Here is a 23,104-nt window from a genome sequence, read left to right on the forward strand (position 1 = left end):
TAGAAACTTCGTTGAATGCATTGTACGTGATGTCAGAAGTAAGTTCAAGCCTGAAAGCCGGAATCCTCTGTAGCATTAGCGCCCAAAGTAAAATGAGCTAGCCGCACTTCCCCGCTCAACAACAGGTATACATCACGTGTGCCAGAGACTGAATGTACCGCTTCCGCGAGCGTAATCCATGCTTGCGCCCCTCCTGTATTGCCCACATTCACACGTGCCACAGCTTCGCTGTCCGGCGCATCCAAACGCAGCTCAATTGTGGCATCGCTGCTGTTGCCTGACACGCGGCACTGAAGCTCGACCACACTCACCACCGTATCCATGTCTACGCCATGAAAGGCAATCCAACCGGAACGTTGAGGTGTCCGCGGACGTACACAAGCCTCCCTTTGCTCCTTGCTTTCATCCAATACGATGTCGGAGCAATCATCAAAGTTTTCAGCGCGGATACTTCGTCCGGCTTGGCGTGGCGGAATAACTTCGCCACGAACGTACACAGGGTGCTCCAATCGGATATCCGCTGAGGAAGCGCCCGCCAGCAGTGTATATTCACCCGATTCAACGCAATAGCAATCCCGTGTGACATCCCAAATCGCCCAATCCTTCACCCGAATCGTAAAGGAAACCGTTCGCCTCTCACCTGGCTCTAGGCGAATGCGTTGAAATCCGCACAATGTCTTCAGTGGTCGCTTTACTCGTGAGGCACCGGGACGTACATAGAGTTGTACAACCTCTTCACCAGCAGCCACGCCCCGATTCGTCACCTCTACCCACACCTGGAGCGTATCCATGGCATTCAGTGCAGCAATAGACTTTACGCTATCCTTTGGGGCATCCGTACGCAGGTCATTATATTCAAAAGGCGAATACGTCAATCCATGGCCAAACGGATATAAAGGTTCACCTTCAAAATATTGATAGGTACGACCGCCGCGAATAATATCGTAATCTTTAATGTCGCCCAATTGATCCTCGCTCTGAACCCAAGTCATGTTCAAACGCCCCGCTGGCGCGTAGTCTCCAAATAACACATCCGCTATTGCTGTACCATGCTCTTGTCCCGCATGAGACGTGTATACGATCGCTGGAATATGCTCCTGAACCCAAGGGATGGCAAATGGATAGCTGCCCGTCAGAACCACAATCGTATTCGGATTGACGCGATACACTTCCTCGATAAGCCGTTGCTGGGAAGCTGGCAGTTCCAAGCCTGGACGGTCATTCTCTTCCTTTCCATTGATGAGCGGGTGATTTCCAACAAATACAATTGCTGTATCTGCCGCTTGCGCAGCGGCTATCGCTTCCGCTAAACCATCTGACACCGTCTCTACATGGAATGTTGTATGGCTCTGTCCTGAAACTGTCGAGGCTGTCGAGGCGTTACTCTCTACAGCGTGAAGTACAGATTTTTCAGCCTCCACTACCTTTAATGAGCCCTCCGTTCCGGCAATCACTGAATTGCCATTCCATGTTGTCCACAGATGCTCTCCTTGTTCAACAGGAGTCAGCCCAAAGACCTCTTTGACATACCAGCCATACGCTTCATCAGCTGTCACACGGAGCGTCTCCTCATCACTCGTCACGTAAGTACCTAGATGCTCATCATGTAACGTCACACTGCCATAGCCCCAATCCGTCATCGTCAATATCGTGGGCTTTCCATCCTGGGACAGGCGCATCTCACCAGAAGAATCGACTGTGAGCTTCGCTCCGTCATTCGCCGCCGTCAAGGTCACGCGATTATTGGCATCACGGTACACGACGCGTTCCTTTGCGTCCTCACCTTCCAGTTTGGCACGAATCGCCTCCAGCGGTGTAACCCGGTAGGGCAGCGTACCGGAATACCAGTCGCGGTACACCTCATTGCCATGCGTACCAATGACCGCTACTTTGCCGCACCGGGCAGGGTTCAAAGGCAAGAGTTCATGCTCATTTTTAAGCAATACGATCTGCTCCCTCGCCGCACGCAACGACAATTCACGGGCTTGCTCTGTCAGGAGAGCTTCCTCTCCGATTGAGGCATAAGGATTGTCTGCCGCCAGATCAAATTCCCCCAAACGAAAACGGACGCGGAACGTATGGAACAGTGCCCGATCCAAGTCTTCTTCTTGTAGCGTTCCTTGCGCCAAGGCTTCACGAATCGCCTGTTTGGAGAGCTCTGCATCATCTGTAATGCTGTCAATTCCCGCCTGAATAGATTCGGCCACACCTGGCGTGTGGGAATCGTAATACTGATGATCGTTGACAATCCCCATGATATCCCCCGCATCACTTACAACAAAGCCGTCCATCCCCCATTCGTCCCTGACAATATCGTTAACCCCATGATATAACGTAGCAGGCGTTCCATTAATCAGGTTGTAAGAAGTCATCATCGACTGGGCGCCGCCTTCCGTAAAAGGCTTCTCAAAGGCTCTTAGGTAATATTCTCGCAGGTTTCGTGGATCTATACTGGAGGAGCCACTTCCCCGATCCACTTCATTATTGTTACCCAGAAAATGTTTTAAAGTGGCAACCGCTTTCAAATATACCGGATGATCCCCCTGTATCCCCTTGACTAACTCCTTTGACAGCTCTCCCGTCAAATATGGATCTTCGCCGTAAGCTTCCTCATTGCGTCCCCACCTCGGGTCACGCTCCATATCCACTGTAGGTGCCCACAGGGTCAGACCGTTTAATTTGGCATCACGACGATAGTAAACACGCGCCTCATCTGCGATAACAGAGCCGATGAGGCGCATTAATTCCGTATCCCAAGTACATGCCAATCCTACAGGCTGAGGAAATGAAGTCGCCTCACCCAACCACGCTATCCCGTGTGCCGCTTCTGTACCGTGCTTATAAGCTGCGACTCCCAATCGGTCAATGGCCGGCTGGTATTGCAACATGGATTCAACCTTTTCCTCCAAGGTTAGTCGCGACACAAGATCCCGTACACGCTCATCCAGATGAATCTTCGGATCTTGAAATAAATATTCGATACCCGTTGTTTCATGACTCATATCCGTCATCTCCTTGGCTTAATTAAGATGATTAAAAGTTCATTCATGAAAGCGTTTTAATATATCATAGCTAAAAAGGGGTACCCCGGCAACAATACCGAAAACATCCTATACTGATTGAAAGAGAGACCGCAGCATAAAGACAAAAAAAGTTGTATTTTACCTTCAATATACAAAGCTAAAAATAATATTTTTTGGTATAATCAGGATATATCATGGAAGGAGGAAGCTCTAATGAAAAATACTGGAATGACACGACCTCTAGATCAATTGGGCCGGATTGTACTTCCTAAGGAAATGCGGACCACAATGGATATCAATATCGGTGATTCACTTGAATTTTTCGTAGATGAAGAAGGGTTTGTACTAAGAAAATACACCGGTGTCTCCTGCAAATTTTGCGGCGCGGTGGATCATTTAACTTATTTTCGCGACAGCTTTATTTGCGCAGAGTGCATCCAGGTATTAAAGACCGATGAAAATGTGCATGCCACAAGCACCGATGCTATCCAGGCTCAAGAAGATTCTAAGCCGACCCGAACCAACACAACCTGGCAACCCAAGCAATCTAGAGTGCAGCAAGGTGAAATGGTAAAAAAGCTACGCAAGCTAATTCAGGAACACCCGAACCTGCCACAAAAAGTATATGCAGAAATGCTAGATATTTCTCAAGGCCGGGTGTCCCAGTTGAAAAAGCTACTCTAAACCTTCTCAAAACAATATCCCAAGATCATATACTATGTACTCGCAAGCCTATCATTTTCATCGCAACTACGATGGCCAGATATAGAGTAAGGTGCATTTCCGCGGATGTGTCCCTTACTCTGTATCTGGCTTTTTTATGCTGTCCGCTTCTACCAATGTGACAATAGTCACATACTCTCAATGTATACGTATATACAATATATAGATCGAAACAATTCGTTAACACAAGATATCATCAATATGTTGTTTTTGTGAAAAATATATATATTTTACTATATGGAGGGTTTTACGATGAAGGTGCTGGAGGAACATCAATTATACGACATCGGCGAGCGGGTCATTGGGGCACAAGATCTGGACATGCTACGGGAGAATGCAAATTTGAATGGAGAATCGTTCAGCGGCAAAATGAGCAAGCTTGGGTCCGAGTATGCCAAATGGTATGCGCGCCTGCGGGTACTTCCGCCTGAGCTGACGAACGCGATTGACCACGGGTATGTATATGTTCACGATTTGGACCAATATGCACTCGGAACTACAAATTGTATCTTTATTCCTTTTGGTCGTTTACTGCGAGACGGCTTCAATACAGGCAACGGCTCTGTGCGCACACCGCAAACGATTATGTCTGCTATGGCACTAGTCGCCATCATATTCCAGTCTCAGCAAAACAGCCAATTCGGAGGTGTCTCTGCCAATAAAATCGATTGGGACCTTGCCCCATACGTTGCCCGGTCCTTCCGCAAGCATCTGCGCAAGGGACTCCGGTTGTTCGAGGAAGAGATAGAATCCAGTCTGTCTGACGACGAACTACATATGGCCAATCCCCATTTGCAAGAAGTCTGCCCTCGTTCCTACGCATTCGCACGCGAAGAAACGGAGACGGAAACCCGGCAGGCTGCTGAATCGCTCATTCATAACCTGAACACCATGAGCAGTCGGGCGGGGGGACAGATTCCATTCACTTCACTGAATTACGGAATGTGCACGTCTGCTGAGGGACGGCTTGTTACTCAATCGCTGCTGGAGGCCACTATTCGCGGCTTGGGCAGCGGGGAAACTCCTATTTTTCCACAACATATTTTCCAATGTAAAGAGGGAATCAACCAGGCAGAAGGCGACATCAATTATGATTTGTTCTTACGGGCGGTAGAATGCTCTAGCAGACGGATGTATCCCAATTTTGTGAATGTGGATGCCACCTTCAACCTGCCTTTTTACCGTGCTGATGATCCAGATACCATTATAGCGACAATGGGTTGCCGTACCCGCACCATTTCTGACCGTTTCGGTAGAAACCGGCAAAGTGGCAAGGGGAATCTCTCCTTCAATACCATTAATCTGGTGCGGCTTGGCATTGAATATGGTATTTGCACAGGCAAACGCCTGACACCTGACCGTGATCGCTTTGATGCGAGACTAGAAGAAGTTATGCGCATTGCGGTAGATGGCCTAATTCATCGCTATCAAATCCAGACCAGCCAACCGGCCAAAGCCTCGGACTTTATGATGCGCGAAGGGGTATGGGAAGGTGGAGAACAACTGGCACCAGATGATAAGGTGGGAGGCGTACTAAAACACGGTACGCTTTCGATTGGGTTCATCGGGCTGGCTGAGTGCATGAAGGCACTATACGGGAAACACCACGGGGAGGATGATTTTGTATACCGCGAGGCACAGCGAATCATCACTTCCATGCGCGTGTATTGCGATCGAATGAGTGAACATCACAATCTAAATATTACATTATTTGCTACGCCTGCCGAAGGTCTGTCGGGCAAGTTCACATTGCTGGATCAACGTGATTTCGGGATTATTCCTGAGGTAAATGATCGAGAATATTACACGAATTCTTTTCATATTCCCGTGTATTACACGCTCCCGGCTGCTCGTAAAATCAGCTTGGAAGCTCCGTTCCATAACCTATGCAACGCTGGTGCGATTTCATACATTGAGCTGGACGGTAATGCGCGGAATAACCCGGATGCGTTTCTTAAAATTGTTCAGTATGCGCTGCATCAGAATATCGGCTACTTCTCCATCAACCATCCGGTGGATCGTTGTACGGAATGTGGTTATGAAGGGATTATCGGGACAAGCTGCCCCCAATGTGGCACAGATGAGGAGCACACACACTTTCAGCGCTTACGTCGGGTAACCGGATATCTGACAGGAGATTATACCGTTCGCTTTAATGCCGCAAAACAGGCAGAAGTTCGAGACCGGGTGAAACATAAGTGAATTTGTGTGGCTACATTCCGGAATCTCTGAACGAAGGATACGGCCTGCGCTCCGTTGTGTTCATTAGCGGTTGCCGTCATGCCTGTCCTGGATGCTTTAATCCAGAGTCATGGAGCTTCCGTGCAGGCGAGCCATTCACCCCCCAACGACAACAGGAGGTCATTCGTGACATCATGGAAAATCCGTTGTTGGATGGACTGACTCTCTGCGGGGGAGACCCGTTTTTCTCAGCAGCAGAATGCTCGCAATTTGTGCGTGACTTCCGCGAAGCCTGTCCCGACCGAACCGTGTGGGCTTACACTGGCTTTGTCTATGAAGATCTACTCACAGATCAGGAGCGACAGGAACTGGCGCTTTTGTGCGATGTGATTGTGGACGGTCGTTTTGTAGAACAGCAAAAGGACCTGACCCTTCCCTTCCGGGGCAGTCGCAACCAGCGTCTGGTAGATGTGAAAGCCAGTATTCAGGCAGGTTATACCGTTTCATTGACATAAGGCGATGCTTACCCAGCAAGCAAGATGCTATATCTAATCTAAGACAAGCCCCCATCATGGGTAAGGCTTGTCTTTTTTTCATATGGCTAACAGATTCCATTGGAGTTTCTATTGCGCATCCTGTAAGTTTCACTTATGATGGTGAACAAGTATACGAGTGCATAATTATTCGTCATACCTTAACCGCATAGCTTGGAGATAGGTGTCTGTTCTATTCAGATCAGACTTAAAAGGGAAGCCGGTGCAAATCCGGCACGGTCCCGCCACTGTAAACGGGGAACTTTCAGCTGTTCATATATCCACTGGTCCACAGACCGGGAAGGATTGCTGAGCGTCATGATCCGTAAGTCAGGAGACCTGCCTATTTTAACAACATCGCAAGTACCTACGGAAGATAGGGAGGTGTTAAGAGCAGTCGCCGTATTTTTGATTTTTTAATCACGGAGGCATTCTTTCCCCTACTTATTTTTAACCTTGGGGGGAAGAATGCCTTTTTTTGGTACGTAAAAATAAAACAGCTACCCACTAGGAGGAAAAGTACATGTCCATTATTGAATGGCCTGAATTGTCCGGCTTAATTAGCAGTAATCTGGGATATCCGCGTATCGGCGAAAATCGGGAATGGAAGAAAGCACTGGAACGCTTCTGGAACGGCAGCATTAACGAAAGCGAACTGCAGACGGAAATGAAAAAATTACGGTTGGAGCATCTGAGCAAGCAGCGCAATAAGGGGATTGATCGCATTCCTGTCGGAGACTTCTCCTATTACGATCACATGCTGGATACATCTGTGATGTTCGGTCTGGTTCCCGGACGGTTCAACTATCGTCCCGCGGGTCCGGTTCCTCTGTCCGTGTATTTCGGGATCGCTCGTGGACAGAAGGGAGCAACCGCCAGTGAAATGACCAAATGGATGAATACCAATTATCACTACATCGTTCCTGAATTGGCGAACGCAGTTTCGGTGTTCACTGAAAATAAACCTTTACAGGCTTATCGTGAAGCAAAACAAGAACTAGGTATTGATGGGAAACCGGTCCTCATCGGCCCCTATTCATTCGTTACCCTTTCCAAAGGCTATGATCGTAAGGAGCTTGCCTCTATTATAAGAACCTTCCTGCCTTTATACACCCGTGTCCTGTCTGAACTAGCAGCAGAAGGTGTTCAGTGGGTCCAAATCGATGAACCTGTCCTGACCACCTCATTCCCAGTAGAGGATCTGGACATTATTCAGGAAGTCTATGAAGCTTTGAACCAGGCTGCGCCCTCCTTAAATATAATGCTGCAAACCTACTTTGGCAGCCTAGATCATTATGAGCGTCTGTCCGCACTTCCGGTACAGGGGCTGGGTCTTGATTTTGTATATGATGATGGCGAAAATCTTCAGCATATATTGCAGCATGGCTTCCCTAAAGGAAAAACGCTGGGCGCTGGTGTCATTGACGGACGCAATATATGGCGCAGCGACCTGAACGCTGTAGCTGCTCTGCTGGGTCAGTTAGCAGAACAGACCACTGCCGAGCAGCTTATCGTACAGCCATCATGCAGTCTGCTTCATGTGCCAGTCAGCCTGGAGGCAGAGCACAAGCTGGACAAGGAGCTGGTACAAGCGCTGGCCTTTGCTGATGAAAAGCTAGAGGAAATCGCCATCCTGACGGCTGCACTTGGCAAACACGATCCATCCGCACTCACCAAGCTTGGACAAAGTGCAGATGCGGTAGCCCGTTTCAACAGTTCAGCGGCACGCGTACAGACAGCTGCCGATCTGGCCGACCTGTTGGCCAAAGAGCCTCTGTCACGCAGCGTTCCTTTCGCCGAGCGTCGTGAGATTCAGCAAAATAAGCTGAAGTTGCCTCCACTGCCTACGACGACCATTGGTAGCTTCCCGCAAACCGCCGAGATCCGCAAGGCCCGCCTGCACTATCGCAAAGGAGAATGGTCTGCCGAGCAATATCGAACGTTCATCCAACAGCAAATTAAGGAATGGATTGATATCCAAGAGGACATTGGCATTGATGTGCTTGTACATGGGGAATTTGAGCGGACCGACATGGTTGAATTTTTTGGTGAAAAGCTGAATGGCTTTGCTTTTACGCAAAACGGATGGGTGCAGTCCTACGGCTCCCGTTGTGTCAAACCGCCGATTATATACGGAGACGTTTCCTTCGATCAGCCCATGACCGTGGAAGAAACGGCATTCGCCCAATCGTTAACTTCCAAGCCTGTTAAGGGAATGCTTACGGGTCCTGTGACCATTTTGAACTGGTCTTTCGAACGTAATGACATTCCACGTAGTCAAGTTGCTTTACAGTTGGCTCTGGCATTACGGGCAGAGGTAGAGGCACTGGAACAAGCGGGCATCGGCATGATTCAGGTCGATGAGCCTGCAATTCGTGAAGGGCTTCCGCTGAAAAAAGAACAACAGCAAGCCTATCTGGATTGGGCGGTTCAAGCCTTCCTTGTGACCACGGCCACCGTTGAGCCAGCGACCCAAATCCATACGCATATGTGCTATTCCGAATTTCAGCATATGATTCAGTCCATCTCCGATATGGATGCCGACGTTATATCTATTGAAACCTCGCGAAGCCACGGAGAACTGATTGTCAGCTTTGAAGATCAGGTATACGACAAAGGCATCGGTCTGGGCGTGTACGATATCCACAGCCCGCGCATCCCCGATGTATCTGAAATGCTAAGCATGATCCAGCGTGCCCTGCGCGTACTGCCATCAGATTTGTTCTGGGTTAATCCGGATTGTGGTCTGAAAACCCGCACCAAAGAGGAATCTGTCGCCGCCTTGCGGCAAATGGTACAAGCAGCTCAAGCAGCCCGGGCTGCATTGGCTGTATCCAACTAATTTTTTTATCGTATCCAATCGCGCCATCATTTTCGCCTTGTCCTATTCCCCTTTCCGGCCCTTATTGCTAAAAGCCAGGAAGGGGGATTTATTCTAGATCATATAATGTATATACGCCTTGAATATGCTCCATTTTCATCTGCTTCATATGTACGCCTAAGCCATGTTCTCGATCCCAGGAGCAACTAAAATTCAAATACAGTTCATCCTTTGCCGATGAGTCGGAAATCAGTATAGACATAAGCTGTATTCGATCCAACAATTGTTCCGGTCGCTCCACATAAGGCGCATATTCATCTGGGTCCTCTCCCCATGTACTGTAAGCATTCCGGTACTTTTCCACTATGCCAGCATAATGATGGTGTATGGACTCCAACACTTGAGGATGAATAGTTGACGAATATTCCATATACTGCTCCCATGTCTTTTTTGCAACTGTGTAGGTTCTTCTATAGTCTGTGCCTGTTCTTCGGAGTCGGCTCCCACGATAAATTCGACTTCTACTTCCGAGGGCTGCCCGCAAAAATTAACATGTACTACACCACGCAGAACAATCTCCTCAGATACATCCCAAGACTCATCATCCTGTTCCAGTTCCACATACCAGTGTTTCCAATCCACCCTTTACCACCTCTTCATAAAAAGTAATCTTTAACCCTATTGAATACTTTACAATCTATCATTTTAATGAATGAAATTAAAGCGGCATCCTATTTGGGCTTCCAGCCAGATTTCGAGGAATTTCCAAATGAAACTACTTTTTTCTACAACATTCGCTATTCAATAAAGCCTTCAAGAAAGAAAATCTGCCCATTTCGGCACAAATATTTTATTATTAAAAATTTAGTACCTTGCATTAATCAGTACATGATGTTAAATTATACCTGACTACTGTTCTATAATTAGTACCCGTGACAAATTATGCACAAACACACGTTTCTTCCCCTTATTCCGAACGACACCTATGAATCATTGATAACATCCAGGAAGGGAGCACCGCTCGTGAATGTGAACATCCAATTCAAAAAAGGGGTACTGGAACTGTGCGTTCTAGTTCTAATTGGACGCAGAGACCGTTATGGCTACGAGTTGGCTCAAGCCGTCTCCCGTCATATTGAAGTAGCTGAGGGAGCCCTATATCCACTGCTTCGCCGTCTGGTATCAGAAGGATACTGCACAACGTATTTACAGGAATCGACCGAGGGGCCTCCCCGTAAATATTATCGGCTGACTGATACTGGAAGCCATTATACAAAAATACTTACGCGGGAATGGAATGATTTTGTCCATCATGTCGCAAGCCTACTGGAGGAAGGAAATTCCGATGAATAGAAAACAGTTTCTTACAGAGGTGGAGCAGCGTCTTTCTCCTCTCCCTGCAGAGGTACGCAATGAGCTGCTTAGTGATTTGAGCCAGCATTTTGACTACGGGTTGGTCAATGGAAAAAGCGAAAGTGAGATTGCCAATGAGCTGGGTAACCCAGAGGATATTGCCCGAGAAGCGTTGGATGATCCTAATGCAGCCTGGAACGCTTCTCCTCCGCTTCGCCAGGGAAGCTTCGCACGCAATCTTTTTACTTTCTTAGGACTGCTGTTTCTCAACTTGCTGATCTCCATCCCGATTATGGCTACCCTATGGGTAGTATGGGTTTCATTGACCGTGGTAGCGGTCAGCTTCATTGCAGCCCCCCTTCTCGCCGTTACTGATTATGCGCTGAACAGCACCTTTTACCCGGCCAAATTCTTTTTCTCTATCACGTTGACGGGTATAGGTCTATTGCTGCTGCCTGGAGTACGTTATCTCTTACTCCTTATGGTCAAAGGCACAGTACGATACTGGAAATGGAATCAGACTACCCTGAGGGGAGCTTACTAACAACATGAATAAAAAGTGGTTTATTGCAGCAGGTCTGTGCATTGTGATCGGTGTAGCCGGAATGGTGGCTTACGGTGCCCCATGGAGTCAACAAGTCATGAAGGAAACAACTGCGATTAACAAAAAATGGACGTTCACACGTGGTCAGCTACAGAAGCTGAAAGTGGACAGTTCTGATGATGTCTCTATTTTGTTTACTCCCGGCTCTGGCGACCAAGGTGCGATACGCATTAGTGGAGAAGTTCAGACAAAGGTAGCCGACCAAATTCATAATGCCCGAATTGAGAACGGTAAGCTTACGATTCAATCGGAGCCGGCCGCTTCCTTGTCATTTCTTTCGATCACCCCTGATTTGGATCAAACGATTACCGTAGAGATGCCCTCCGGCGAAACACTAACTGACCTACAGGTAGATGCACATTCAGGGAATGTAAAACTTCAAGATGCCTCCGTGCAGAATACTTCCATCACCGCTACTTCAGGCACTGCCGAGATTACAAACCTCCAAAGTACCCACCTGATCGCAAATTTAACATCCGGCAATTTTACAGCCAGTCAGCTTGCAGCAGATATGGAGTTGAAGCTTACTTCAGGCGATGTTACCATCCGCGATTATAGCGGTAATGGCCTTATTTCCCTAACCTCAGGGGAGACAAATATTACGCAACGCGCCGTAGCCAACTTGGAAGTGAATGCTGATTCTGGTGACGTGAAGATTAAACAAGCTCCCGATTTTAAAGGTGTTTATAATGTCCACTCTGACTCTGGGAGTATAGATACTCCCGAATCTGTTCCCGGTAGTGTGAACGTGATAAAGGTAGAAACCACCTCAGGGGATATTAATATTTCCAAATAGGAGACCTCTAGATGAATACCTCATCAGAGGCGAAGTTTGGTTCAATGAGTTTAACCTTGTATAATGAAACCATGTGCTCACATGCACAACCACGTTATGGAGTGAAAAGGAGGAGACTGGATGGAACTTAAGAATAAAACAGCCATTATTACAGGAGCCAGCAAAGGAATCGGTAAAGCAATTGCCGAAACTTTAGCCAAGGAAGGCGTTAACCTGGGATTAATCTCACGAACATTGACTGACCTGCAAAAGCTGCAGGATTCGCTGGGGAGTACATACGGCGTGAAAGTGGTGAGTGCTGTTGCAGATATATCGGATCGCGCACAGGCCGCTGCCGCTGTAGCTTCACTGGAACACGAATTGGGCGCTGTCGATATTTTGATCAACAATGCAGGCATTGCTACCTTTGGCACAGTCGCAGATATGGACCCCGAAGAGTGGGAACGTATTATTCGCGTAAACCTGATGGGAACCTATTATGTTACACATGCTGCTCTTCCAAGCATGCTGGCACAAAAGAGCGGAAACATTATTAATATCTCCTCGACGGCAGGAGAACGAGGTTTTGCAACAGGCTCGGCATATTGCGCATCCAAATTTGCTTTGATGGGCTTCACGGAAGCACTGATGCAGGAAGTTCGCAAATCGAATATTCGCGTCACCGCGCTGACTCCAAGTACTGTCAATACAGAACTGGCGGCAAACGCAGGATTGTCTATTGGTGATGAGGATCGCATGCTTCAACCGCAGGATTTGGCCGATCTGACATTAGCCGCATTGAAACTGCCTCCACGGGTTCAATTAAAAGTAGCCGGTATTTGGACAACCAACCCACAGTAATTCGACATGACATCTTAGATTCATTGGCTGTACAATGCTCCGGCAGACGTAATTGTTCGTCATGCCGGAGCTTTTTTTCAGCATAGCTATACCAAAACAAACTGTAATATAAGCGCTTTGTACTTCCAGCATATATACATACAATTCCTACAACTATAAGCGCATTTCAGGAAAGGGGAAAAATGATGAAGAACACAGGAATGACACGGCCATTAGACCATTTGGGCCGCATTGTGCTGCCCAAGGAGCTGCGCAATTCTATGAATATTAATATTGGAGATGCCCTCGATTTTTTTATTACCCCAGAGGGACTGATGATTCGCAAGTATACGGGGGTTTCTTGCTATTTTTGTGGTGCCGTAGATCATTTGAGCTATTTTAGGGATCATCTGATATGTAAAAGTTGTATTGAAAATCTGAAGAGCGATAATCCTTCCAGTCATTTGAATGAATCCCGTCCTGTCCAGCCCAAGAAAAGAAGGAGTTACAGAAATCAGAATGATCTCCTGAATAAACTAAAACAGCTCATGCAGGAGCATCCTAATGTATCTCAAAAAGAATTAGCCGAAATGCTCGAACTATCCCAGGGACGCGTGTCACAGCTTAAAAAGCTACTTCTTTAAATCATCCGACCCGATCTCGTCTGTTCTAATCAACAAAAAAAGAGCCTGACGGCTCTTGGATCATCATCGTTACGCAATGTCGGACTGCTCTATAACCGGGACCCGATAGGCCAGCAAGGACTCGTCTATTACGGCAGAAATAAACGTTGCTTCTATTTCAGGCACCAGTCTAAGCGCATAATTCCATGCGTTTTCTTCAATTTGCAGCGCAAGTCGTTGCCGGGTCCCTATCCCGTTCTCTTGCTCCAACGCATCGGAGAGGTCCACTAATTCCGTATCGGCGGCGTGCCCGATCTCATGTGCAAGCACAACCGTAAAATACTCCTCAACTCGATCAACGCTGCCGAACATCTGTAAACACTGTGTTTCGATAACGTCCGTATACATGGTAATGGCGTGAGCATTCATGGCATACTTGCCCCCAATCAGCCTTCCACCAGGAAAACGTTTCTCCAGCTTGACTGTCACACCTATAGCAGCCCGTTCCAACAGCTTAGCGACAATGCGCTCTGCCTGATTTCTTTCCAACTTAGCTTCGCTCCTCAAACCAGGATATATAAAGTTATATTTACTTTAAACTTATGAAATCATGGATGTGTTCATACCATATACAGTACGATATTATACCTTTTTACAAAGGAGAATACCATGTCAGAAGATTATTATATAGGTTGGGGAACGCTTGCCCTGATTAATGCCGGCTTGGCACAGTCCAAAAATCGGAGCGGGCTAAACTGGTTTCTGCTCTCCCTATTAATAGGGCCACTGGCTACCCTTTTTATCGTTGCATGGGATAAGCTGGAGTCCTAATCCAGCCATTAGGTCATTCCCATCGTTATCCGGAATGAAAAGGGCAGCCTTGGCGCTTCTGCTGAAGCACTGTGTCTGTTGCTGTACTAGTAGCCTGTCTCGACGTATACGGCTTGTCTTGAACTCCGAAATTCGGCTTCACAAGCCGATTATCATAGGAACTATGAAAAATATGCGTTGTCGCCGGGGATAGCGGGGGGATCAGCCATGTCCAATTGCCTGTCAGTGCGCGCCCAGCCGTGGCTTCTCGTTCCTCAAACAGCTTGAATTGTGCCGCTGCGGTATGGTGGTCGACAATGCTGACTCCCGCTTTTTTAAAAGAATGCAGCACAGCAATATTCAATTCCACTAGCGCCCGATCACGCCAAAGCGTTGTTTCACTCGTCGTATCCAGCCCCATCAGCTTAGCCACCTGTGGCAACATATTATAGCGGAAGGTATCCGCAAAATTACGGGCGCCGATTTCTGTTCCCATATACCAGCCGTTAAAGGGAGCCGCTGTATAGATGATACCGCCAATCTCCAGCGTCATGTCCGCAATCATAGGCACGGCATACCAACGTAATCCCAAGGAAGCGAAACCCGAAAGTTCTGGATGCTCAATGGCTACTTCCATCACCAAATGTTCAGGAATATCAAATAGCTCTGGAGACCGTCCGCCTGCTTCCACAACCAGTGGCAATATATCAAAAGGAGTCATCGCCCCTTGCCAGCCCATGTCTTTACAAGCATTGGTAAAATCCACCGAGGCAGGTTCTCCTATGATCCCTTGATCGGTTTCATATCCAGCGTAACGAATGAGTTGATGGTTCCAGATGCGGATATTCGGCTGCCCCGGCTTGGAGGCACGAAATACAGTAAGCGTTGGCTTAATTTTACCGCCATTCGTTCCTATGCGTATATGCTCCAGTAGCTCGCTGACCACCTCCGTCGCATCTGATGCGCCCCGCGCATCCCTGACCAAAAGCTTGTCCCAAAATAAGCGCCCGATGCAACGATTGCTATTGCGCCAAGCCATGAGCGCTCCGTGCTCCAGCTCTTCGTAAGTATGATCATACGTTCCCGTAGCCTCTATGTCGTAACGAATATTAAGAAGCCGGGCTTCCGCTTCATCGCGGCTTCGGCCCAGCTCCTCATAACATGTATATATAAACTGCTCCGCTTCATGCAAAAGCTGTTGTTTTACTTCCATAACATACACCCCATCCCGGCAGCTCCATGACTCAAGAGCCCGTGGTCTTCCACGCCTTCTCGTCATTATACTCCAGTGGCAGACTGGAACCAACGGGATGTGTATCTTGTTCACCTGATCTCCATATACATGGAAATATACACCAACTAATTATCCCAAATACGCACTCAGCATCCAGATATGTTTATCCATTGCTTCTCTCAAGCCGTTAAGAAGATCCTCTGTCGCTTTATCCTGTGCTGCTTCCGCTGCTTCCATCCCATTAGCCAGTTCAACAGTGATGGTTTTAAAATCAGCAACAACGGACTTCACCATATCGTCAGCTGTCTGCTCACCTGCAGACTCCTGAATAGCTGAAAGTTGCAAATGCTCCTTCAAGGTCGCAGCCGGACGGCCACCAATAGCTAACAAACGTTCAGCAATCGTATCTAGATTAGCTGTTGCTTCATTGTAAAGCTCTTCAAATTTAGCATGCAGTGTGAAGAATTTAGGTCCTTTCACATACCAGTGGAAATAATGCAGTTTCGTATACAATACAGACCAGGTAGCTACCTGACGATTCAATGCCTTGTGCAATTCTTGAATAGCCTCTTGTGTAGGTGCGTTCGTATGATTTAATGTACTCATGTTAAAATCCCCTCTCGTTTCAATCAAAATATAGTTGGTGTAAAGCTTGGATACTCGTTAACAGTAGTGTCTGATTTTCTTCAAAATCCCATGCGTGAATCCAATAAATATTTACTAATTAATTTAGACTTAATCTAAATCCTGTTTTAATTATAACACTATGTCGATGTTTTTCAAGTCTTTATTCGGTTTTAATCATGAAGATTACGTGAATTGATTGTAAATCAAACAACTCTATAGGCAATAGGATATCCAGACCAAGACTTATTTATCTTTTATACATAGGTTACATCAATAGGAGTAAAGAAGATGTTAATTTTGTCTGCTAAAGTATCTGTATTGTAGGCAAAGTCCATAACCTACTACCTCATACCTAGCCACGACAAAAAAAGAGCCGACCCGTAAGAGGGTCGGCTCTTTTTTTATTCTTGCATCTCTGAAGGTTCCACGATTAAGGATACAACCTTGCCTGCATTTACATCAATCAGGCCGTGATCGGTAATCTTCAAGGCCGGGCTGACCGGCAAAGAATGCGTACTCAGCGACATGATTGGATTGTAATGGCGGTAGCCCAGCGACAGCAAGGCTGAACGAAGCTCCTTCACATGGGCCGCAACCATTTCCAGCGGTCCTTCTGTTAAAATCCCGCCTACGGTTAACGGCAAATGGGACAGCACCTTGCCATTTTCAACTACGCAAAAGCCACCTTGGCTGGATAGAACCGTATTCGCAGCCAGTATCATATCTTGCTTGTTATGCCCTACGACCAGCAAGTTATGGTTATCGTGCGAATAGGTGGTTGCCACTGCCCCACGTTTAATCGTATCTCCCCCGATCAAACCGTAAGCACGGTTGCCATTCTTTCCATACCGTTCAAACGTAGCGATGAGTCCATGTTCACCATGTTCCCATACCAGTTCACCCTGCTCCACATGTGCAGGTGCAATCCGTTCGCTCGTAAAAGTAGAGCCATCCTTGACCATCATAATACGACATTGATGTGTGCCATCAGCTACATCCATCTTTACCGTAAAATCCTGTTCCGTGAGCGGATTGAGCTTCACACTTTGATAAAAATGGGCGGGGAAGCGGCTTTTTATCGGTGCTTGATGGTATTCCTCGAACTTATCGAATACCTTGAGTCCGTCCTTATAGACTTGCTCCACATCAAATTGACCAAGATCGGACAGCAGTACAAAGTCAGCTATTTTTCCCGGTGCAATTGTTCCGCGGTCATGCATTCGCATCCGTGCAGCAGGAGTAAACGTAGCTGCATAAATAGCATCCTCAGGCTTCATGCCCATTCCGATTGCTTTACTTACAATATGGTTCAGATGCCCTCGCTCTACGAAAGAGTCTGGCATCACATCATCCGTTACGAAGCAAAAATGTTGTGCCACATCTTCCTGAATAAGATAGTCCATCACTTCAGGGGTCATGGATTTTTCCTGGATTTCAATAAACATTCCGGCAGCCATCCGCGCCTTCATACCTTCAATACTTTGGTGAGTATGGTCCGAGCCTATTCCCGCATAGATCAACTGATGCAGGTCCAGATCAAGCAACTGCGGCGTATGGCCTTCAATGATCAGCTCCGGATAGTGCTCACGAACATGGCGTAAGATGCGATTCGTCTTGCTCTCCGGATCACGAATGACATCCACATAGTTCATAATTTCACCCAGACAGATCATTTCGCCGGTTTGCAGTAGCGCATCAATCTCGGGAATACCAATCTCGCCCCCTGAGGTTTCGAGCGGCGTTGCCGGGACAGAGCTTGGAATGCCGTAGAACATATCAGCCACGCAATCTTTGCTGGCTTCCATCATTTCCTGAATGCCTTCCAATCCGAAAACATTCGCCATTTCGTGCGGTTCCGGTACAATCGTCGTTACCCCATTGCGAATCAGCCCATAGGAAAAAGTCGCCGGTGTCACCATGGTACTCTCGATATGCAAATGAATGTCGATCAGGCCGGGAATCATATATTTCCCATGCCCTTCGACAATTTCAGCAGCCTCGAAAGACTCCAGACCACGCTGACCGATATACATAAACTTGCCATTAAGTATAGCTACATTACCTTCTTCGAACGTCTTGTAGTAACTGTTATACACCTTAACTTGTAAAATCATTTTGTCTGCACGCATGATGTATCTCCTTCATCGAACCCGCTGATTATTGGACCAGCACCATTTTATCTGCCGGAAAATGCAGGGTAACCCGTTGACCACTCAGGTAAGGCGTATCCATTTCCTGATTAGCCGTAAAGTTGCCTTTCGCCGTTTCTACCACGTACTGATAGCTACGCCCCAGGTAAGTACTTACTTTAATAATACCGGGAAGCTCATTTTCCCCTGTCTCGTTGCCTTCTGTTCGAATGACCAAATCATCCGGGCGAATAGCGCCCTGACGAGCACCCGGTTGGGCAGTACCCTGATTACGCGCTACGCCGAACGAAAGATCGCCTGTATTCAGTCGAATACGATCCCCTTCATCAGTACGCTCGTCAAAGCTTAGAAAATTATTAAACCCAATAAAACGGGCGACAAATTCGGTCGTCGGATATTTAAAAATGGTCGATGGAGCATCTAATTGTTCGATGTTCCCCTTATTCATAATCGCAACCTGGTCAGAAATCGAAAAACATTCCTCCTGATCATGCGATACATACACAGTAGTGATGCCCAGTTCCTGTTGAATGCGGCGGATTTCCACACGCATATTTACACGCAGGTTAGCATCCAAGTTACTCAGAGGTTCATCAAACAACAGCAGATCGGGTTCAATCACAAGCGCTCGCGCAATCGCAACACGTTGACGCTGTCCACCTGACAATTCACCGGGGAAACGTTTTTCGAATCCCCCCAGGCTAACCGTATCCAGCATGGTCATAACGCGACGTTTCACATCATCTTCCTTTACCTTACGTAACCGCAGACCAAAGGCAACATTATCAAAAACGGACAAATGCGGGAAGAGTGCATAACTTTGGAATACAAAGCCGAAGTTCCGTTTATTTACCGGAACCCGAGTATAATCCTTATCGCCAAACAAAAATGTTCCTTGTTTAGCTTCGAGAAATCCTGCAATGAGACGAAGTGTGGTCGTTTTGCCACAACCACTCGGTCCGAGCAACGAGAGCAATTGCCCCCGTTCGAGCTGCAAATCGAAATCTTGCAAGATCAGTTGGTTGTCATAAGCGACCGATACGCGATCCAGAGTAAGCAGTGCCATAAGGTTGAAGCCTCCATTACCTTTTAGTGAAGTAAGACAATCCCATCAGTCGTTCAATCAAGAACATCAGGATACCGGTTAAAATCATCAGCATAACCGAAATCGCTGCAATCGTCGGGTCAAAATAATTTTCGACGTAAGTCAGCATTTGAATGGGCAGGGTGCTGAAGCCCGGTCCTGTCATGAAGACGGAGATGTCGACATTGTTGAATGATTCCAGAAAGGCAATCAGGATAGCCGCAATAATACCTGAGCGGATGTTGGGCAGAACCACCTTGAAAAAGGTTTCCAGCCGTCCAGCCCCCAAACTAAGCGCTGCTTCCTCAATCGCAAAATCAAAGTTAGACAAACTGGATGCAATGACTCTAATAATGAACGGCAACATAATCACCGTATGTCCGATCAATAATCCAGCATATACTGGTAAATGGTAAACAATGATCAAATAGCGCAGCAGTGTAAAACCAAGAACGATACCCGGTATAAGCAACGGGGAAAGGAACAAAGCATTCAGCGCATCCTTCCCGCGAAACGAAAAGCGACTAAGTGCATAGGCGGCAGGCATACCAATCAGCAGTGCCGAGATGTTTCCTAGCAGAGAGACGACAATGGACGTTTTGAACGTGGACATAAACAAATCCACTTCAAAAATATTTTCATACCAGCGCAAAGAAAAGCCCTGCGGAGGAAATTTTAATACCGTGCCCGGCTCGAAAGAAGTGACCGATATGATCAACAGCGGACCGAGCAGAAAGATGAAGACCAGCAGGCTAAAGAAGCCTAGTCCGTAATGTTTCTCCCGCATATCCACCTACCCCTTCGGATTGAGTTTATGGGCCGCCTTATTTAAGAGACCGACCACGATAAATGTAATAACAATCATAATTGTTGCAATAACAGAAGCTAAAAACCAGTCGTTTAGCGTCATCGCGTTCTGATACAAAAATGTAGCGATAACCCGCTGTTTTCCTCCAAGTAGTGCTGGTGTCGTATATGCAGTCAGGCTACCTACGAAAACGAGAATGCTTCCAATGATCAGGCCCGGCACAGACAGCGGAAATACGATTTTACGAAATGCGCTGAATCTGGAAGCCCCGAGGCTCTGAGCAGCATGAACAAGATCACCGTCGATATTTTCGAGCACACCAATCAGTGAAATAATCATCAGCGGTAAAAACAAATGAACCAGACCAATAATCATCGCTGTCGGGGTGTACAAAATATTCAGCGGCTCATCTACAAGTCCTAAACCGATGAGCACGTTATTTAACAGCCCCTTGCGACCCAGAATGACCATCCAGCTGAATGACCGCACCACCGGACTCGTCAATAAGGGAAAGATAGCCAGCGCAAGTAAAATACCTTTACGACGCGGGGCCTTTTGCGAAATATAATAAGCCGTCGGGAAGCCGAGTAATACGCACACGAGTGTCGTTACGACACTGACTTCCAGCGTAGTCAGCAATATTTTCAGAAAATAAGGGTCCTTGAAGAAATGGAGATAGCCTTCTAGGGTGAATGAGCTGTTCTGTACGAAGGTCGAACCGATCGTCAACACAATCGGAATGACCATGAACACCGCCAGAAAGAGCAGACCTGGCAGCAGCAGCCAATACAAGTATGTTTTCTTCATGGGTAGCTCCTTGCGGTTATCAAAATGTTATTCCTTATTCAGCACCTGGATAAACAGCTCCAGAAAAGCTTCGCTGTCCACCTGTTCGCACACATTCATATTGGGGCTATGATTAAGGCGGTTCTGCACATCGCCCACCGTTTGTCCGTCACATATACGACTGGAGGTTTCCACGTCGACATACAACGACGAGGTATCTACTAACCTCGAATTTAATGCGACACCTACGGCAAGCGGGTCATGAAGCGCACACGCTTTTACCCCGTTGCGTTCTTCATAACGCTTGGTATAAACAGCCGTACTTTCAGCTACATAATTACGAATTGCAGGATGGGACAGACGAGCAATATGATCGGCAGTCAGCAGAGCCTTCCGTGTTACATCCAGTCCCACCTGTATCAACCGACCAAATCCTGCATGAAATACGATGCGTGCGGCTTCAGGGTCAGCATACATGTTGTACTCCGCTACAGGTGTAATATTGCCGCACCCGTGAATAACACCGCCCATAAAAATGACCTCATCGACGTGATCCGTCAGTTCGGGACACTTCAGCAGCGCCAGTGCCAAATTGGTGAGCGGCCCGGTGCAAATGAGCGTCACTCCCCCCCGGTGAGCCATCACGGTATCGATGATGATATCCGGCGCAAAACCTTCGGATGCAGACATTGCTGGGATTACTCCACTCAATGCACCTCCAATGCCGTCTTCTCCATGGACACGGTGCTCGTGCAGACCTTTACGTATTAAGGGAGCCTCCGCCCCCCGATAAACCGGAATATCCGGTCTATCCAAAAGGTCGAGGATTTTGCATGTGTTCAATGTTGCTTGTTTAAGTGAGACATTACCGCATACTGTAGTAATCGCTTGGATATCCAACTGACCACTTTTGGCGGCCAGTAAAATACCCAACGCATCATCAATGCCCGTATCTACATCTAATATGACCTTTTTCATTACTGTGCTACTTCCCGGTTCCAGCGATCTGTCCATGCCTTGATATGATCGTTAACGAACTTCATATCCAGCTTGGTCAACTTGTTCACTACATCTGTACCGTACGTAATTCCTTCTGTATCCGCACCCGACAGTACCACCTGCGTGTTCACCGGAGAATCAACCTTCGCCTTGGCGGATTTTTCTTGAACTTCCTTGCTCAGCTGCCAGTTGATAAATTCCTCAGCCAGCTCCTTCTGGTCGGAGCCCTTCACTACATTAATCGTGTTCATGACTGCGTAAGCACCTTCACTAGGAGCTACAAATTTTGCTCCTGGCACAGCCGCCTGCAAATCTTTGAAGTACATTTCCATGATCGGACCGCCCGCAATTTCTTGTTGACTAAACATGTTCACGAACTCGGACGTTTTGCTATAAAACTTAACGATATTCGGACTCAGCTCTTTCAGTTTTTCGAAGGCTTGGTCTTCATTAAACTCCTTACTACCCGCTACCTTGGAGGCTGCATCTACCATCATCGGTCCGGCAGTCGCCGTAATATTCGGCAAAGTCACGTTTCCTTTGAACTCAGTTCCCCACAGGTCAGCCCAAGAGGTCACATTCTTTTTCACCAGCTCCGGATTATAGGCAATACCGAGACGCCCGACCGTATAAGCAGGACCATACTCCTCACCCAGCGGCGCTTTGGCAATATCATAAATTTGGTTCAGGTTCGGCACCTTGCTGCGATCCAGCTTCTCAAACAATCCCTGTTGGATTCCCTGTTGAGCATAATAATCAGACAGATAAATCAGATCGACGTCTGTGCTGCCTTGACTGATTTTGTTCAACCGTTCCGCGTTATTTCCAATTTCGACCACAATGTCAACGTTATGTTCTTTTTCAAAAGGCTCGTACACTTCTTTGTTAAAAAAGTCCTCGGAGAAGCCCCATGTGGAAATAACTAGTTTCTTTTTCCCACCAGCTGAGCCATCTTTTCCATCTGTCTGACCACCAGTAGCATTACTGCCGCAACCTGCCAGTACCACGGATGCCAAGGTCACAGCCATAAACCCTTTAAACCATTTTTTCATATGAAACTCCCCCTATTTTTTTATTATGCACACCTTATGACACAAAAAAGAAAAGTACTCTTGTAAAACAAGAATACT

General features: G+C 47.2%; 22 protein-coding genes and 1 riboswitch. Of the genes, 10 read left to right on the forward strand and 12 right to left on the reverse strand.

Going from position 1 to position 23,104, the window contains the following annotated elements:
* Nucleotides 1-44: 44 nt before the first annotated feature.
* The gene (locus tag AOU00_RS10960; protein ID WP_069290612.1) at nt 45-3,002 is read right to left on the reverse strand and encodes a glycoside hydrolase family 3 protein; all 2,958 of its coding nucleotides are present in this window, start codon (nt 3,000-3,002) and stop codon (nt 45-47) included.
* Between the two features lie 234 nt (nt 3,003-3,236).
* Here AOU00_RS10960 and AOU00_RS10965 point away from each other — a divergent pair, with 234 nt between their 5' ends.
* The 4 genes from AOU00_RS10965 to metE all read left to right on the forward strand — a co-directional run bounded on the left by AOU00_RS10965 (nt 3,237) and on the right by metE (nt 9,302).
* Entirely contained in the window at nt 3,237-3,707 is a 471-nt protein-coding gene (locus AOU00_RS10965) for an AbrB/MazE/SpoVT family DNA-binding domain-containing protein (RefSeq protein ID WP_023990816.1), read from the forward strand.
* Between the two features lie 291 nt (nt 3,708-3,998).
* Nucleotides 3,999-5,948, forward strand: a complete 1,950-nt coding sequence (locus AOU00_RS10970) for an anaerobic ribonucleoside triphosphate reductase (RefSeq protein ID WP_069290613.1) — start codon at nt 3,999-4,001, stop codon at nt 5,946-5,948.
* Nucleotides 5,945-6,442: an anaerobic ribonucleoside-triphosphate reductase activating protein gene (nrdG, locus tag AOU00_RS10975; RefSeq protein WP_069290614.1), complete on the forward strand. Its 498-nt coding sequence runs from the start codon at nt 5,945-5,947 to the stop codon at nt 6,440-6,442. Before AOU00_RS10970 ends, nrdG begins: the two co-directional genes overlap by 4 nt.
* Nucleotides 6,443-6,625: 183 nt before the next feature.
* Nucleotides 6,626-6,822, forward strand: a riboswitch (cobalamin riboswitch).
* Nucleotides 6,823-6,983: 161 nt separating this feature from the next.
* Nucleotides 6,984-9,302, forward strand: coding sequence for a 5-methyltetrahydropteroyltriglutamate--homocysteine S-methyltransferase (gene metE, locus AOU00_RS10980; protein ID WP_069290615.1), 2,319 nt, complete (start codon nt 6,984-6,986; stop codon nt 9,300-9,302).
* A gap of 88 nt (nt 9,303-9,390) precedes the next feature.
* Here the strand turns inward: metE and AOU00_RS27025 are convergent, their stop codons facing one another.
* Together AOU00_RS27025 and AOU00_RS27030 are read right to left on the reverse strand one after the other, a co-directional pair.
* Complete coding sequence (locus tag AOU00_RS27025; protein ID WP_420488439.1) at nt 9,391-9,711, reverse strand: DUF6985 domain-containing protein; 321 nt, start codon at nt 9,709-9,711, stop codon at nt 9,391-9,393.
* Nucleotides 9,645-9,923: a hypothetical protein gene (locus AOU00_RS27030; RefSeq protein ID WP_237166354.1), complete on the reverse strand. Its 279-nt coding sequence runs from the start codon at nt 9,921-9,923 to the stop codon at nt 9,645-9,647. Before AOU00_RS27030 ends, AOU00_RS27025 begins: the two co-directional genes overlap by 67 nt.
* A 381-nt stretch (nt 9,924-10,304) precedes the next feature.
* Between AOU00_RS27030 and AOU00_RS10990 the strand changes: the two genes are divergently transcribed.
* From AOU00_RS10990 to AOU00_RS11010, 5 genes are all read left to right on the forward strand, one after another.
* A complete protein-coding gene (locus AOU00_RS10990; RefSeq protein ID WP_061830478.1) occupies nt 10,305-10,634 on the forward strand; it encodes a PadR family transcriptional regulator in 330 nt (109 codons plus the stop codon).
* Nucleotides 10,627-11,178 (forward strand): DUF1700 domain-containing protein, encoded by a 552-nt coding sequence (locus AOU00_RS10995; protein ID WP_069290616.1) that lies wholly within the window; start codon nt 10,627-10,629, stop codon nt 11,176-11,178. Before AOU00_RS10990 ends, AOU00_RS10995 begins: the two co-directional genes overlap by 8 nt.
* Before the next feature lie 4 nt (nt 11,179-11,182).
* The gene (locus tag AOU00_RS11000) at nt 11,183-12,034 is read left to right on the forward strand and encodes a DUF4097 family beta strand repeat-containing protein (protein ID WP_069290617.1); all 852 of its coding nucleotides are present in this window, start codon (nt 11,183-11,185) and stop codon (nt 12,032-12,034) included.
* A gap of 120 nt (nt 12,035-12,154) precedes the next feature.
* A complete protein-coding gene (locus tag AOU00_RS11005) occupies nt 12,155-12,874 on the forward strand; it encodes a 3-ketoacyl-ACP reductase (RefSeq protein ID WP_061830484.1) in 720 nt (239 codons plus the stop codon).
* A 185-nt stretch (nt 12,875-13,059) separates the two neighbouring features.
* The gene (locus AOU00_RS11010) at nt 13,060-13,497 is read left to right on the forward strand and encodes an AbrB/MazE/SpoVT family DNA-binding domain-containing protein (protein ID WP_061830486.1); all 438 of its coding nucleotides are present in this window, start codon (nt 13,060-13,062) and stop codon (nt 13,495-13,497) included.
* A 69-nt stretch (nt 13,498-13,566) separates the two neighbouring features.
* Here AOU00_RS11010 and AOU00_RS11015 read toward each other — a convergent pair whose 3' ends face one another.
* The gene (locus AOU00_RS11015; RefSeq protein WP_069290618.1) at nt 13,567-14,025 is read right to left on the reverse strand and encodes a hypothetical protein; all 459 of its coding nucleotides are present in this window, start codon (nt 14,023-14,025) and stop codon (nt 13,567-13,569) included.
* A 120-nt stretch (nt 14,026-14,145) separates the two neighbouring features.
* Here AOU00_RS11015 and AOU00_RS26585 point away from each other — a divergent pair, with 120 nt between their 5' ends.
* Nucleotides 14,146-14,307, forward strand: coding sequence for a hypothetical protein (locus AOU00_RS26585; protein WP_013312451.1), 162 nt, complete (start codon nt 14,146-14,148; stop codon nt 14,305-14,307).
* Nucleotides 14,308-14,332: 25 nt separating this feature from the next.
* Here AOU00_RS26585 and AOU00_RS11020 read toward each other — a convergent pair whose 3' ends face one another.
* The 8 genes from AOU00_RS11020 to AOU00_RS11055 all read right to left on the reverse strand — a co-directional run bounded on the left by AOU00_RS11020 (nt 14,333) and on the right by AOU00_RS11055 (nt 23,026).
* Nucleotides 14,333-15,499: a nitric oxide synthase oxygenase gene (locus tag AOU00_RS11020; protein WP_069290619.1), complete on the reverse strand. Its 1,167-nt coding sequence runs from the start codon at nt 15,497-15,499 to the stop codon at nt 14,333-14,335.
* A 150-nt stretch (nt 15,500-15,649) separates the two neighbouring features.
* Nucleotides 15,650-16,126, reverse strand: a complete 477-nt coding sequence (locus tag AOU00_RS11025; RefSeq protein ID WP_023990827.1) for a Dps family protein — start codon at nt 16,124-16,126, stop codon at nt 15,650-15,652.
* 422 nt (nt 16,127-16,548) lie between these two features.
* Nucleotides 16,549-18,276, reverse strand: a complete 1,728-nt coding sequence (locus AOU00_RS11030; protein WP_069290620.1) for an adenine deaminase C-terminal domain-containing protein — start codon at nt 18,274-18,276, stop codon at nt 16,549-16,551.
* A 28-nt stretch (nt 18,277-18,304) separates the two neighbouring features.
* A complete protein-coding gene (locus AOU00_RS11035) occupies nt 18,305-19,363 on the reverse strand; it encodes an ABC transporter ATP-binding protein (RefSeq protein WP_069290621.1) in 1,059 nt (352 codons plus the stop codon).
* A gap of 16 nt (nt 19,364-19,379) precedes the next feature.
* On the reverse strand, nt 19,380-20,168 hold the full coding sequence (locus AOU00_RS11040; RefSeq protein WP_069290622.1) for an ABC transporter permease: 789 nt from the start codon (nt 20,166-20,168) through the stop codon (nt 19,380-19,382).
* 6 nt (nt 20,169-20,174) lie between these two features.
* Nucleotides 20,175-20,996: an ABC transporter permease gene (locus AOU00_RS11045; protein ID WP_069290623.1), complete on the reverse strand. Its 822-nt coding sequence runs from the start codon at nt 20,994-20,996 to the stop codon at nt 20,175-20,177.
* 27 nt (nt 20,997-21,023) lie between these two features.
* Nucleotides 21,024-21,953 carry a nucleoside hydrolase gene (locus AOU00_RS11050; protein WP_069290624.1) on the reverse strand — a complete coding sequence of 310 codons (930 nt, stop codon included), beginning with the start codon at nt 21,951-21,953 and terminating at the stop codon, nt 21,024-21,026.
* On the reverse strand, nt 21,953-23,026 hold the full coding sequence (locus AOU00_RS11055; RefSeq protein ID WP_069290625.1) for an ABC transporter substrate-binding protein: 1,074 nt from the start codon (nt 23,024-23,026) through the stop codon (nt 21,953-21,955). The genes AOU00_RS11050 and AOU00_RS11055 overlap by 1 nt, the downstream gene beginning before the upstream one ends.
* Nucleotides 23,027-23,104 lie beyond the last annotated feature (78 nt).

It is taken from the genome of Paenibacillus polymyxa (genome assembly GCF_001719045.1).
GTDB lineage: Bacteria > Bacillota > Bacilli > Paenibacillales > Paenibacillaceae > Paenibacillus > Paenibacillus polymyxa_B.